We start from the raw sequence: 14,187 nt of genomic DNA, 5'->3' as shown, positions 1-14,187 counted from the left end.
TGAGTCTACACATAGACTTAAAAAAACTTGCCGCCTCATCAGACTTAAGATAAATATTAATAGCATAAGCTTATAAATCTCCTTATTTACATAACAGCTAAATCTATTTGGTTTTAATTTTATCGATGTGGCATTTGGGCTATTCCTGATATTTGATATTATTGGGCGGTAGCGTTTATGACTATTAACAGTGTTCAGGACTTGCAGTTATCAAGGATTGCTCGACAGTGGATTGCCAGTAGCCATGAGCAGAGTCAATACAGGAGCCGAATCTCAGGGGCTCCATTGAAGAAACCGTCAGGTTGGCTATGAAAAAACGAAAATATTTAAGTAAAAAAGAGGTGCAGGCATTAATTGATGCTTCGCAGCAGCAGGATGGCTCGCTGCGCGATTATTGCATGCTCCTCATGTGTTTTATTCACGGACTGCGCGTAAGTGAATTACGTTTTTTAAAAGTGAGCGATATTGATTTATCCAGCCAGCGGATCGCCATTCGGCGTTTAAAAAATGGCTTTTCAACCATTCATCCTCTTCAGCCCCGTGAACAGCTGGCGTTAAGCCAGTGGCTGGTTAAGCGCACGAGCTGTTTAAACGCCGATCTTCCCTGGCTGTTCCTGTCGCGAAAAGGCACTCCGCTTTCCCGACAGCACATTCACGTTATGATGCGAAATTATGGCGTGCAGGCCGGCATTGCCGTTCCGGTACACCCGCATATGCTGCGCCACGCCTGCGGTTATGCGCTTGCGGAGGAGGGCGTTGATACACGCCTGATTCAGGATTATCTCGGCCATCGCAATATCCAGCATACCGTCTTGTATACGGCGAGCAATCCGGCGCGCTTTAGCTCGATTACCCTCTGAAGCCGGAGTATCTGGCTCGATAAGAGCCAGATACCCTTTAGTTATAGGTAAAGTTCATAACGACCATCGCGCTGATATGACCCGCGGTGGCGCCCCCTGCGACGCTAAATATGCGCGCGCGCATATCGAATATGGCCTGACGGTTATTATCGACGTCGACGGCAATAGATTTTCCGCTGCCTGCATTAATTGAACCGGTTATACGCTGAAGTTCTATCGCGACATTGCGTGAACTGTCCGGGCTGCTCACGTTGGCATATAAATCAGGGTCAGCTCCGTCGACAGGGCCTGTAAAGTGAGCGGTAACGCTTGATGTTCCTACAGGGCAGTGGCTCAGCGTGACGTAAAATTCTTTCCACTCGGAGTAAGAGTTGGCCGCGCTAAGCCGGCGGCTGGGAATATTTTGTCCGAGATCGATATTATAAATACCGTTGTTTTCGACGGTGCAGGAAGACGCAACAATATCGCCGTTGATATAAAGAGTGACATCCGCAGCATAAGCGGGTAATGACGACGAAATCGCCGTAAATAACGTTATGACGGCCGGGCTGGCGATAATTCTCATTATCGACTCCTTAAGTAAGCAGTGAGAAACGAGAGCGGGATAAACTCAGTTGTACATCATCGTTAAGGTGGCCACCGCGTTGGCGTGGCCGGGATGGATCTCCGGTGTGTTCTGGTAATAGCGAAAGGTGAGCGGCAGGGTTATCGATGCGCCAGCCTCAGGGATGGTGCCGACCGGGAAAAAACGATCGAACTGGACGGGCGAGCCGTTATAAAGCACCTGAACGCCGACCCCCTGGGCTACGCCGGTTTCATTGCTTAAGGCCACTACGCCGAGCGTCGGGGAGAGATAACCTTGACTGCTTATTGACGTATTCACGGCGACCTTATCGTCGCACCGCACCGGAATTGACAAACTCTGTTCGCCGCTGGTGCTGCCCGGACCAGAGAATTGGCCCACCGGAACAGCACCCATGTTGACAGTTAACGTCGAGGGGACGGTGCAGCTTACCGCTTTATAAACAATATCTCCGGCATAGCCGATATAGTTTTGCTGCCCCTGGCTGCCGATGCCCAGACCGGTATCATAGACCCCCATACCAAATTTGGTTTGCGCGACATCGAGAGTGCCGCTCGTTGCCGTATCCCCCGTTTTTACCAGCGTTAGTGTGACCGTATATCCAAAGGTCATGCTGGCGTCGCGGGAGATATACCCCAGCGCCTGCGCGCGCGTATCGCAATCGCTGCCGATACCACTCACCCTTTGGCCGGCGCTATTTTGCAGCGCAATACCGATGCCTTCGACGCCGGTTTCATAGACCCCCGGAAACCCCGCGACTTCTTCGCCGCTGCCGTAATAGCAGGCGATAATGGGGTGCCCCGGGGTGACATCCGCCCAACCGCTGCGGCCTTTGCAGTTTCCGTTAAAGGTGAAGACCCGCTGCGTGCCGGGAATATCGCTGCCTACCGGCAGCGCCCGCGATACCGCGATCTGCGCGAGCTGCTGGGTAAACGGCGTGGGCGGAGAACTGGGACAATAGTTGTTCTCCGCGTGGGCAGCGCTGGCGATCAGAGTAACCAGCATAAGGGGGACGTTGACTCGTTTCATATCGTCATGCTCCTGCTATAAACACTGTGCATTAAGGTTGATGATCCCGCTGGCGCTTTGCGTCAGGCTGTAATTCACTCTGCACCGGCCATCAGGGTCGTGACTCCAGCTAACCTCCAGCTGACCCGCGTCTTTTAGCCCCGTCAGATAAACCTGTCCTCCATCGCCTACGATGAAGCTTTTTGGCGTCGGGGAGGCGGGATCGATAACCGTTGCGCCGAACGGTACCGACGCGCCGTTGCGTTTTCTCAGGGTCATCAGGACCCGTTTACCGAGGCTGGTTTCATAGCTGGCCTTCACCAGCGCGCCGCGCGTGGGGATGACCGTCTGCGTTGCCAGCGCCAGTTCGGCATCATCGGCCAGGGTTTCGGTATTCAGCGTGAGATCGTTTTTGCGATAGGGGCTGAGGTAGGGGACGACGGTGTAGCCGAAGCGATCGGTTTTGACGCCTGACTGCCCAAGCACCGCTACGTTTTGTGCGCCGGGCGCGGCGATCAGCGCCATCGTTTCGCCGAGGGGCTGGCTAAAGGTGAGGCCGTTGCGATGCGCCACGATCCCGCCCTGCAAACCATAGTTAACGCGTTCGCTGTAGCGATCGCGGGCGTAGCCGACGAGGGTCTCGGCGTAAGAGGCGCGCCAGTCGGCATTAATCCCGCTATTGCTTCCCTGGCCCTGAGAACCATAGCCCTGCATGACGCTCCAGCTCAGATTGTTATCGGCCAATAAGGTACCGCCCAGGCTCAGATTATTGGTGGTATTCCCCTGCTTACTGGTATTCATCATGTAGCTGACGTAGGTGGGATGGCCGCCGAATAATTTCTCCAGAGGAATACTCATGGTGAGCGCAAACAGCCCATCGCGGTCGTAGATGCGCCCGGAGCGCTGGCCGTAGCGTTCCGCAGAGTGAATGTTATAGCTGTAGCTCAGACCGAAACTGATGCCTTTATACGAACCGTTGTAGCTCGCGCTATATGACTCCATGCGTTTGTTTGTATCCCAATAGTCTTCCACGATGGCGCTAAGCGCGAGGTTGCCTGGTATCTGAAACAGGTTCTGGCTGACGGTTAACTCGGCGCGGTTGCGCCTGCGTTCCGGCATCACGTAGCGCCGCCCATCGCGCCAGGTATTAAGAACGTCCTGCATATCCCAGTAGCCGCTGGTGGCATAGCGATAGCCAGCGAAGGTGAAGTTAGTCCCGGTCTGCACCAGGTTTTTGCTGTAGCGAATACGCCAGGATTGGCCTTCTTCTCGCGGTCGATTTTTTTGCTGCGACCAGGCCTGGGTGATATCGGTGGATAGGGCGCCAATGGAGCCCAGGTTTTTACCTATGCCCAACGCTAACGCCTGGTATCTGTTACTGAACTGGCCGCCGCCGTATACGGTGTAGCCGGCGGGAAGGCCATAAATCGCCGTGCCGGCGGCCAGCGGGGCTTTATCGATGCCGTTGTCATAGGCGCGGTAAACGCCGGTGGTCATGGCGTATTTTAACCGGCCTTCGCGCTGCAGCACCGGGACCGAGGCGTAGGGCACCACGAGGAATTGTTCGCTGCCGTCAGACTCTTTGATGGTGACGTACAGATCCCCGGAACCGCCGGTGGGGTACATATCGGTGATTTCGAAGCTGCCGGGCGAAACGTAGGTCTGATAAATGATGTATCCGTTTTGTCGGATCGTGACCTGGGCATGGGTACGGGCGATCCCCCGCACTACGGGGGCATAGCCGCGCAGGCTCTCCGGCAGCATATCGTCGTCAGACGCCAGCTGGCCGCCGCGAAACGGAATACTGTCGAAAATATCGGAAGGCGTGGTGCTATCGCCCAGCGTCAGTCGGCTCTTCAGCGAGCGTATATCGCGCTGGGCGTAGGTATAAACGGTATCCCATTTTGTTGAGGTGCCGCTTTCACCGTTCTGGCTGTTGCGGTTCCAGGTGGTGTAATTACGCAATCGCCAGGGACCGATATTAAGACCGGGGCGTAAATTAATGTACTGCGCGTTTCCGCCGCCGCCGCCGCCTTTTTTGTCCCGGTTGTTGGCGCCGCTGACGCTGTAATTGACCAGCGCCGCCGGAATGCCGTCATCCCACCGCGCCGGATCGACCCAGCCGCGCGCGGCGTTGGTAAGGGAAGATTGGGGAAAACTTAACAGCAGCTGCTGGTGCGAGAAACGAAAGTCGGCGCTGGCCTGAGGAATCGCCGACAGCCTTGCGCAGCTGGCATCGGGCTGGCCTAACGTCGGATAACGCTGGATCATGACGCCCCATGAGGCCAAATCGTTCAGGGACAGGCAGGGCTGTAATGTGTTCTGTCCCTGCGCGTTTTGCTGTATGCGGAACTCAACGTCCCGGGTATCCACCTTGCTGTCATTGACATAAATATCCACCCTGTAGCGTCCGGGCTGCTGCCCGCCATGCTCCTCGAAGGCGGAGAGATCGGTGGTGGCCAGCCCGCCTGCGCCGGTTTCCAGATGGGCGGGGTTGAACCGTTCCCGGGCGTTAGCTGAGGGGCTTATCCCCACAATCAGGGCAATCTGGGTGGCGATAAGGTAAGCTAAATTCAAGGGCGAGTCGCTTGAGGTTCTTTTGTTCATCCTGAAATGCTCCTTAGCTGACGGCAAATCGCCGCAGCGCAAACCGTCGGCAGCGGCGGGTTAGCGAACCTGCGTGTGGCTTTTTCCCACGCCGCCAAAGTCGCTAATGATTTTCCATGACACCAGGCCGGTCACCTTGCCAGGGGTAGCAAACGTGGCTGAGCTCATTGGTGCGACAAAGGTGGCTTCGGTAATGGGATGATTGCCCACCGTGACCTCGTTGAAATTCATGTAAAACGGCGTCGGATTCGATACCGTTAGCCTGCTGCCCGTCAGGCTCCATTTCAGCTTATGGGTCACCTCTTCCGGGATACCCTTCAGCGTTTTGGGACGATAAATAAGCTTGAGGCGCGTTCTTACGGCGATTTGCAACGTGTTCGCGTCTTCCGGGGCGGTATTTGTCGGAATAGCTTTGACGTTTAGCCAATAAAGCGACTCGCGATCGGTAGGGAGCTGGCCGCCGGTTTTGACGATCCGCAGCAGGTTTTGCTGATTGCCGTCGAGGCGGAACAGCGGCGGGGTAATAATAAACGGCGGCCTGGCCGGATCGTTATTGCGCGGCTCCACCCACGACTGGATCAGATATGGGCCGGTATCCGAATTGCTGACGCTTAAAGAGGCCTCTTTTTTGCCGCCGTCAAAAATCAGTCGCGTGCCGCCAATTGTGACGCCGCCGCTTTCTGTCGCCGCCGCTAATTCGCTCGCCAGCACCAGGAGGAGAAGAGGAAATATTCTATATCCTTTATGCATGATAGCTATTGACTCCACAAATACGAAAAGGGACGGACCGGCCGCTGCCGGTCCGCGGAAATAACGCCAGCGCAAAAGAAATACGCCGACGAAATATCCGTTAGTTGTAATTGAGGGTAAATGTGCTGGTAGAGTTAGCGAACCCTGCGTTTACGGTGCTTGATGTCGCATAATAGCGGGCGACGAAAGCGAGACTATTTTCGCCCGGCTGCAGCGGGTAAGCGGACGAAGCGGTATATAATGGGACGACGACGTTTTTATTGTCCATTAACTGGATCCCGACGCCCTGTGCCACGCCAGGCTCTTGGGTGAGCGCCAGAATAGTGCCGACGCTGCTATCCGCCGTGCCGTCGAATTTTACCGTGGCCGACTTAGCGGATTTCGGGCAATCTTTCAGCTCAATAATAAATTTAGTCGCCGAGGCCGTGGAGCCAGCGCCGTTGAAGGCTTTGCTGGAGACATTCCCCATCATAACCGACAGCGGGTTGGTCATATTATTGATCACGGTACAGGCGCTATCGGTGATGGAACCGTAAAAATCAATACGGCCATCATCCGCGAATACGGAGGCGGACATGACACCGGCTAACAGACCAACAGCAATAAGACTCTTGTTCATAAGGTAGTCCTTATATGCAATATAGAAAGGTAATAGCTTCACAGAAATAAATTTCTCATGAGCCTTTATTAATCTGATAGCCAGATGTCGTGCTGAAATAGATTCAGTGACGCTGAGGTTTATTTCTGCAGAAGACATTTTGTATCAAAGTGTCATGTTTAGTTTTATCTATTTTGTTTGTTGATTTTTTAGATGTAGATGCCAAGGATGGCGATTTTTGCAATATTAAAAACCATAAATTCAGGATTGGATGGTAAATAATCTGGTGTTTCGGAGGGTGACGTCTGAGGTTTGGGGTTGCTGGAAAATGCGCGTTAGATTCTAATCTATTGATAATTAATGTTTTTAATTTTTCGAGATGCGAAAAACCTTACTGGTTGACAGGTTATTGGCGATTTATTATGTTAGTGACAATCTGATACATTATGTCAAGTAAGAAATATATTGGTTATTGCGTCACCATATATTTTTAAATCTTGCAGCATTGCTCGCAGTATAAAGCACCGTATGCTGAATATTTCTGTGACCGAGATAATCCTGAATTAGCCGGGTATCCATGCCCTTATCGGCCAGCGAAAAACCGCAGGCGTGGCGCAGCATATGCGGATGGGCCGCAATCCTTAAACCCGCACTTTGGCTATAGTGGCTAATCAATACGTGGATCCGCTGACGCGATAGCGGCGTTCCTTTTTGCGAAAGGAATAGCCAGTCGCTGTCGCTGTTGCGATAGTTTTTACGCACCGACAGCCATTCACGGATAAAGGTCATCTCGCTGGAAAAGAGAGGATGCGTGGTGGAAAACCCATTTTTAAGCCGTTTGACGTAAATTGAGTGGTTATGCAAGTCAAGGTCAGATAGCCGCCAGTGGCGAATTTCGCTGACGCGGCAGCCGTGAATGAAGCACATCCAGATTAAACAACGATCCCTCTCCGGGTTCGCTCCCTTATACGCCTCGTTGATGATTTTTTTTATCTCAGTTTCGGTGAGATATTTTCGTTTATTCATGTTTACTCTCCTGAACAGCCATGAAATTTTTCCCCTTCAGGTGTCAAGGCGAATGGCTTCGCCCGATGTAAGCGGTCAAATGAACGCGCCGGGTATGATTAAACAGCGGGGGGAGGATAGCAAGACGATCGGACTGATTCGCCTGGATCGAAACGGGCTTAACAGCGGATGCAACGCGGGCTTTGCGGCTTTCGTTATAACCCATCATTCGTTCAACTTACTTTTATAAATTAAAAAATTTTAAACATTTAATGCCTGATAGTTTTACATTATTTTTACAAATACATATAATTCCTTACGTTCTTCGCTCTGTCCGAGAGCGTCCAACCAACATGATATGCGGTATGCGCTTTTCTTGGTCTGATAACGCGCTGTTTATATGAGATGTTTTGGTTTTTTCGACTGACGTCGTATGGGATGAAATATGGACGAACAACAAGGTAGCGGTAGGGGCCTGTTCTTTACCGTTTACCGGGTACTTTTTGCATTACTGAGCTTTGGCACTGGACTCTTTTTCACTATCTGGGGGGGCAAACTCCTCTCTCTCGGCGGCAGCGCCTGGTATCTGTTAGCCGGTCTCGCTTATCTGCTTATCGCCGTCGGCTATCTTGTCCGCAGCCGCTATGTCCTGCCTTTTGCCATTCTGACTTTCCTGTTGACCCTTTGCTGGGCGCTGTATGAAGTGCAGCTCAGCTATTGGGGCCTGATCCCCCGGCTGGTCGTTCCCGCGCTGATGCTGATGCTGGCGCTGTGGCTGGCGGCGACGCTGCCGATCCCGCCTGCGTGCAGACGCTACGCCAACTGGAGCGCCTCGGCGATTTTCCTGCTGCTGCTGGCGACGCTGGTTTCCGCCTTCTACCCGCACGGCGGTATTCATCACGGCGTGGTGAAAGCGAGCGACGACAGCACGCCGACCCTGGCTGCCAAAAGCGATAACTGGGCGTTCTTCGGCCGCGATGCCTCCGGCACCCGTTTTGCGCCGTACGATGAGATCACGCCGCAAAACGTCAAAAACCTGAAAGTCGCCTGGACGTATCACACCGGCCGCCGGCTAACCGGCGCCGGGATTGGCGTCGATGAAAATACCCCGCTGCAAATTGGCGACACGCTGTACTCCTGTACGCCGCTGAACGTGGTTACGGCGCTGGATGCGGATACCGGGAAAGCGCGCTGGCGTTTTGACCCGCACGCAAGTACCGCCGAACACGTCACCTGTCGCGGGGTCGGCTATTACGATGTACAAAGCGATGATTCGCTGAGCGCAGAAGAGAAGGCCAGCCCGGCGCTGCAGCAGTGCCCGCAGCGTATCCTGGTGTCTACCGTCGACGCCCGTTTGATCGCCCTGAACGCCAAAACCGGCGAACTGTGCGATGACTTCGGCGATCACGGTAGCGTCGATCTGAAACAGGGTATGGACAATACCGAAAACAGCAAACGCTACCACCCGACCTCAACGCCGGTGATTATGGGGCATATTGCGGTGCTCGGCGGCTGGGTGCGCGATATCGTGCACGGTGAACCGTCCGGGGTGGTACGCGCGTTTGACGTACGTAACGGAAACGTGGTGTGGGCGTGGGACGTCGGCCAGCCGGAAAACGTTACCGACCCGGTAAAAGGTCGCGTCTATACCCTCGAAACGCCGAACGTCTGGACGGTGCCGGGCTTTGACAAAGAGCTGAACCTGATTTATCTGCCGACCGGTAACGGTCCGCCGGACTACTGGGGCGGCGATCGCAACGCGGCCAAAGAGAAATACGGATCTTCCGTGGTGGCGGTGGACGCCAGCAGCGGCGAGACGAAGTGGGTCTTCCAGACCGTGCATCATGATATCTGGGACTATGACCTGCCGTCGCAGCCGGTACTGTTCCATATGAAAAACGAGCGGGGCGAAGAGGTTCCGGTTCTGATCCAGACCACCAAAACCGGGCAGATTTACGTACTCGACCGGCGTACCGGTAAGCCGGTGACCCGCGTGGAAGAGCAGCCTGTCGCCCATGACGGCGCGGAAGGCGAGCATCTCTCCGCCACCCAACCTTTCTCCACCGGCATGCCGCAGCTGGGCGTCGAGCCGCTCACCGAGAAATCGATGTGGGGCGTGACGCCGTTCGATCAGCTGATGTGCCGTATCGACTTCAAAGCGTCGACTTATCTTGGCATGTACACGCCGCCGTCAGAGAAGCCGTACATCGAGTGGCCAAGCCTGCTGGGCGGCATGAACTGGGGCGGTATCACTATCGATGAGCGCACAGGAACGCTGTTCGTCAACGATATGCGGATGCCGTTGAGAATGTCGCTGGTGCGCAAAGAGGATATGGCGAAATATAAAGTCTCCACCGACGAGGTGCCCGGCTTTATGGGAACCGTGCGGCCGCAAATTGCCGGGCCATACGGCGGCGTGCGGATCGATATTTTGCAGTCGGCGCTGGGCGTTCCCTGTAATACCCCGCCGTTTGGCACCATGAGCGCCATTGACCTCAACACTCGCCAGCTGTTGTGGCAGGTGCCGATGGGGTCGGTGGAGGATACCGGTCCGCTGGGGCTGAAAACGCACATGCATATCCCGCTGGGTATGCCGACGCTGGGCGGCCCGACGTCAACCGCTTCCGGACTGGTGTTCTTCGCGGGAACTCAGGATAACTACCTGCGCGCGCTGGATTCCGCCACCGGTAAAGAGCTGTGGCGCGCTCGTCTGCCGGTTGGGGCAGTGGCGGCGCCGCTGATCTATAAATCACCGAAAAGCGGTAAAGAGTACGTGGTGATCTCCGCCGGGGGCGCCAGCCACTCGCCGGACGTGGGCGATGATATTATTGCCTTCGCGCTGGAAGAGTAGCCGCAGCCGTTTCGCTCTTGCGCAAGTAACCGCCCCCTGTGGGCGGTTTTTTTATGGTCCGAAGGCTGGCCGGCGCTAAACCGCGTGACAGGCGACGTGGTGGCCGTCGGCGACCTCCCTTAATAGTGGAATATCGCGACGGCAGCGGTCGCTGGCCTGCGGGCAGCGGGAGGAAAAGCGACAGCCGGAAGGCGGCCGGGACGGGTCGGGAATTTCACCTTGTACCACCGCGACCGGCTCGCTGTCCGGATCGAGGGTCGGTACCGCCGCCAGCAGCGCCCGGGTGTAGGGATGCAAAGGCCGGCTGAATAGCGCATCGCGGCTGGCAGTCTCCACCAGTTGCCCGAGATACATCACCGCCACGTCATCGCAGAGATGTTCTACCACCCCGAGATCGTGGGAGATAAACAAAAACGTCACCCCATGATCGTCGCGCAGATCGGAAAACAGATTAATAATCTGCGCCTGAATCGACACATCGAGGGCCGAAATCGGCTCATCGGCAATAATAAAATCCGGGTTTAAGATCAGCGCCCGGGCAATGCCGATGCGCTGACGCTGGCCGCCGGAAAACTCGTGCGGGAAGCGGTTGTAATGCTGCGGGGCCAGCCCGCAGATGCGCATCACCTCAAGGGTTTTGTCATACAGCTCCGCCCGGCGACAGAGCTTGTGCTCCAGCATCGCTTCGCCAATGGCGTCGCCGATGCGAATGCGCGGGTTTAACGAACTGTAGGGGTCCTGAAACACCAGCTGGATTTTAGGCCGCAGCGCGCGCATTGCCCGCGGCTGCAGTTCGGCAAGTTCCTGACCGCGAAACTTGACGCTGCCGGCGGTCTTCTCATACAGCCCCAGTAGCGTACGGCCAACGGTGGTTTTCCCGCTGCCGGATTCGCCCACCAGACCAAAAATCGTTCCCCGGCGAATCTTAAAGCTCACGCCATCCACCGCCCGCAGTACGCCGGTCTGCTGACCGAACAGCCCATCGCGCAGCGGGAAGTGTTTTTTCAGCCCATCCACTTCAATCACGTATTCATGACTCATGTCACGGACTCCGAAAGTTCACTGTAAAAGCAGGCGGCCTGCCGGTCTTGCCCTGACAGCGGCGGAATGCTCTGTCGGCAGCGCGCGGTGGCTTTTGCGCAGCGCTCGGCAAAGGCGCATCCGGCGGGAAGGGCGGCGAGGTCCGGCACCTGGCCGGGGATTGAATAGAGGCGTCGGCGCCGCGCCCCCGGCACCGGCCGCGAGGCAATCAGCCCCTGGGTATAGGGATGCTGCGGGTGACGCAGAATCGCGGCGGTCGCGCCCTGCTCGACGATACGCCCGGCGTACATCACCACAACGTGCTCGGCCATCTGCGCGATAACCCCGAGATCGTGGGTAATCAGCATCATCGCCATCCGGTTGGCCCGCGCCTGGTCGCGCAGCAGGCGCAGGATCTGCGCCTGCACGGTGACGTCCAGGGCGGTTGTCGGCTCATCGGCAATCAGCAGCTTCGGCTGGCAGCTCAGCGCCATGGCAATCATCACCCGCTGCAGCATGCCGCCGGAAAGCTGATGCGGATAGCTGGCCATCAGGCTATCCGCGCGCGCCAGCCCGACATCCGTCAGGCGCTGGGTAGCGTGCCGCCATGCGGCCTTCGGCGGCTCGCCGCGGTGGCGAATCAGCGGTTCGCAGAGCTGCTCGCCGACGGTGAGTACCGGATTCAGGGCGGTCATCGGCTCCTGAAAAATCATCGCCAGCTGATTGCCGCGCAGGTCGGCCATACGGGCGTTTTTCAGCCGCAGCAGGTCCTGGCCCTCAAAAAGAATTTCCCCGCCGTCAATGCGCGCCGCCTGCGGTGGCAGCAGACCCATTAACGACATGGCGGTGACGCTTTTGCCGCAGCCGGATTCGCCGACGACGCCAACGGTCTGCCCGGCGCGAATAGTGAACGACACATCCTGTACCGCGCGTACCCGGTTTTTGTCGGCGGCAAAAGAGACCGAAAGCTGATTAAAGGTGATTAATGCGCGACTCATTTCAGCCTCTGTTTCATTTTAGGGTCCATGGCGTCGCGCAGGCCGTCGCCCAGCACGTTAATGGCGATGACGGTGATAAAAATGGCGATCCCCGGCGGCATCCACAGCCAGGGCCGGCGCTGAAAGTCGATCAGGCTGTTGGCGGCGTCCATCATATTGCCCCACGACGGCGTCGGCGGTACCACACCAAGCCCGAGGTAGCTGAGCGCCGACTCGCTGAGGATGGCGTTCGCCACCGCCATGGTCGCCATGACCACCAGAATCGGTACCGTATTCGGCAGCAGATGACCAAACAGACGGCGTCGCGCCGACAGTCCCAGCACCTGGGTCGCCAGCATAAAGTCGCGCTCGCGCAGGGAGAGGCACTGCCCGCGTACCAGCCGCGCCAGCTTCGGCCACTCCAGCAGGCTCAGCATAATCACCACCATATAGATGCGTGAGTCCGGCGAGAAATCGAGCTCCGAGAGCATCGCGCCCGCGACAATCAGCAGCGGCAGGCCGGGGATAGTCATCACCAGATCGGCAAAACGCATAATAAGTTTATCGGTCAGGCCGCCGGCGTAGCCCGACAGCGCGCCGAGCAGATAGCCAAGGGTGACCGACAGCAGCATGGTCAGCAGGCCGATAATCAGCGAAATGCGCCCGGCCAGCAGCAGGCGGGTGTAAATATCGCGACCGAGAAAGTCGGTACCCAGCCAGTGTTCCGCGCCGGGCGGCCTGTTAATCATCAGCGCGTCGGTGGCATCGTCTTTCCACGGCGACCACAGCGGCCCCAGTATGCACCAGAGGGCCATTACGACCAGCAGCAGCAGGCACAGCATCGCCAGGCGATTGCGGCGCAGCGCCTGCCAGGCCTGACGCCAGGGGGATGGGGTCACCTGCGCCAGCGCCGGGATTTCCGCCTTGCGCAGGCGTCGGTTAGCAGAAAACAGAGAGCTGAGCATCAGGACCTCACGCGAATGCGCGGGTCGACCCACGCGTAAAGCACATCGGCAATCAGGTTGCCAAGAATGGTCAGCACCGCCAGAAACAGGGTAAAGCCCATTAACACCGGGTAGTCGCGGGCGGCCAGCGAATCGATATGAATATGCCCGGCCCCCGGCCAGTTAAACACTTTTTCGGTGATGATCGCCCCGGAGAACAGCCCCGGCAACTCGAAGCCGAGCAGGGTGATGATCGGCAGCAGGGCGTTACGCAGGGCGTGCTTCAGGATAACCGTGCGTTCGCGCAGCCCTTTCGCGCGGGCGGTGCGGATAAAATCCATTTTCACCACGTCGAGCATGCTGGCGCGAAAATAGCGGGTCAGGCTGCCCGCCTGGAGCATCACCAGCGCCAGTACCGGCAGCACCAGATGGGCGGCGACCTGCAGCACATACCCCCAGCCGCTGTCGTCGCTGCCGGTATTGGTCATGCCGCCCACCGGCAGCCAGTGCAGGTCGACGGCGAACCACTTGATGAGCAGCAGACATAGAAAAAAGGTCGGGAACGACATGGCGGCGAACACCGCGACGCTCACCAGATGATCGAACGCAGAATTGGGCTTCAGCGCTGAGACCACGCCCACCGTCAGGCCAATTCCCCAGTAAAATACCAGCGCCACGCTGGCCAGCAGGAAAGAGTTCCAGATGTACTGGTTGAGCAGCTGGCTGACCGGGATCTGGTACTGCAGCGAGAATCCGAGATCGCCGCGCAGCAGCTGGCCGAGCCAGTGGATATAGCGGGTGAGCAGCGGCTGATCCAGGCCGTAAATGGCTTTCAGTTCGGCGGTGCGGGCGGCGGTGAGGGTGATATTGCCGTCGATAAAATCGCCCGGCGTTTTGGCAAACAGCATAAAGATAATAAAGGAGGCCAGCAGCAGCATCGGCAGCGTTTGCAGCAGCCGTCTCAGGATGAAATTTCTCATGACA

At 56.7% G+C, this 14,187-nt stretch carries 12 protein-coding genes; 2 read left to right on the top strand and 10 right to left on the bottom strand.

Features of this window, described 5'->3' with window-relative positions; genetic code table 11:
• The first annotated feature begins 308 nt into the window (after positions 1 to 308).
• Positions 309 to 860, top strand: coding sequence for a tyrosine-type DNA invertase (locus ABLU96_RS03630; protein ID WP_014838689.1), 552 nt, complete (start codon positions 309 to 311; stop codon positions 858 to 860).
• A 37-nt stretch (positions 861 to 897) separates the two neighbouring features.
• On the opposite strand, the gene ABLU96_RS03625 is transcribed toward ABLU96_RS03630, so the two are convergent.
• The 6 genes from ABLU96_RS03625 to ABLU96_RS03600 all read right to left on the bottom strand — a co-directional run bounded on the left by ABLU96_RS03625 (position 898) and on the right by ABLU96_RS03600 (position 7,432).
• Entirely contained in the window at positions 898 to 1,425 is a 528-nt protein-coding gene (locus tag ABLU96_RS03625; RefSeq protein ID WP_048262251.1) for a fimbrial protein, read from the bottom strand.
• Between the two features lie 45 nt (positions 1,426 to 1,470).
• A complete protein-coding gene (locus tag ABLU96_RS03620; RefSeq protein WP_025105873.1) occupies positions 1,471 to 2,472 on the bottom strand; it encodes a fimbrial protein in 1,002 nt (333 codons plus the stop codon).
• 15 nt (positions 2,473 to 2,487) lie between these two features.
• Positions 2,488 to 5,058: a fimbria/pilus outer membrane usher protein gene (locus ABLU96_RS03615; RefSeq protein ID WP_048262250.1), complete on the bottom strand. Its 2,571-nt coding sequence runs from the start codon at positions 5,056 to 5,058 to the stop codon at positions 2,488 to 2,490.
• Positions 5,059 to 5,118: 60 nt separating this feature from the next.
• Positions 5,119 to 5,808: a fimbria/pilus periplasmic chaperone gene (locus ABLU96_RS03610; protein ID WP_064405875.1), complete on the bottom strand. Its 690-nt coding sequence runs from the start codon at positions 5,806 to 5,808 to the stop codon at positions 5,119 to 5,121.
• 100 nt (positions 5,809 to 5,908) lie between these two features.
• Entirely contained in the window at positions 5,909 to 6,427 is a 519-nt protein-coding gene (locus ABLU96_RS03605; protein WP_064392148.1) for a fimbrial protein, read from the bottom strand.
• 456 nt (positions 6,428 to 6,883) lie between these two features.
• Positions 6,884 to 7,432 carry a tyrosine-type DNA invertase gene (locus tag ABLU96_RS03600; protein ID WP_032749775.1) on the bottom strand — a complete coding sequence of 183 codons (549 nt, stop codon included), beginning with the start codon at positions 7,430 to 7,432 and terminating at the stop codon, positions 6,884 to 6,886.
• Positions 7,433 to 7,856: 424 nt separating this feature from the next.
• Between ABLU96_RS03600 and ABLU96_RS03595 the strand changes: the two genes are divergently transcribed.
• The gene (locus tag ABLU96_RS03595) at positions 7,857 to 10,262 is read left to right on the top strand and encodes a membrane-bound PQQ-dependent dehydrogenase, glucose/quinate/shikimate family (RefSeq protein ID WP_064392146.1); all 2,406 of its coding nucleotides are present in this window, start codon (positions 7,857 to 7,859) and stop codon (positions 10,260 to 10,262) included.
• A 75-nt stretch (positions 10,263 to 10,337) separates the two neighbouring features.
• On the opposite strand, the gene ABLU96_RS03590 is transcribed toward ABLU96_RS03595, so the two are convergent.
• The 4 genes from ABLU96_RS03590 to ABLU96_RS03575 are packed head-to-tail and all read right to left on the bottom strand — an operon-like array spanning position 10,338 to position 14,183.
• Entirely contained in the window at positions 10,338 to 11,303 is a 966-nt protein-coding gene (locus ABLU96_RS03590; protein WP_049102257.1) for an oligopeptide/dipeptide ABC transporter ATP-binding protein, read from the bottom strand.
• Positions 11,300 to 12,280, bottom strand: coding sequence for an ABC transporter ATP-binding protein (locus ABLU96_RS03585; RefSeq protein ID WP_048262246.1), 981 nt, complete (start codon positions 12,278 to 12,280; stop codon positions 11,300 to 11,302). Before ABLU96_RS03585 ends, ABLU96_RS03590 begins: the two co-directional genes overlap by 4 nt.
• Complete coding sequence (gene opp4C / locus ABLU96_RS03580) at positions 12,277 to 13,227, bottom strand: oligopeptide ABC transporter permease (protein ID WP_025105865.1); 951 nt, start codon at positions 13,225 to 13,227, stop codon at positions 12,277 to 12,279. The genes ABLU96_RS03585 and opp4C overlap by 4 nt, the downstream gene beginning before the upstream one ends.
• Entirely contained in the window at positions 13,224 to 14,183 is a 960-nt protein-coding gene (locus ABLU96_RS03575) for an ABC transporter permease (RefSeq protein WP_064405877.1), read from the bottom strand. The genes opp4C and ABLU96_RS03575 overlap by 4 nt, the downstream gene beginning before the upstream one ends.
• Between the last annotated feature and the right edge of the window lie 4 nt (positions 14,184 to 14,187).

It is taken from the genome of Klebsiella sp. CN_Kp106 (assembly GCF_040064575.1).
GTDB classification, from domain to species: Bacteria; Pseudomonadota; Gammaproteobacteria; order Enterobacterales; family Enterobacteriaceae; genus Klebsiella; species Klebsiella michiganensis.
The sequence above is the reverse complement of the archived record's forward strand: the minus strand, read 5'-3'. Positions and strand labels throughout refer to the sequence as shown.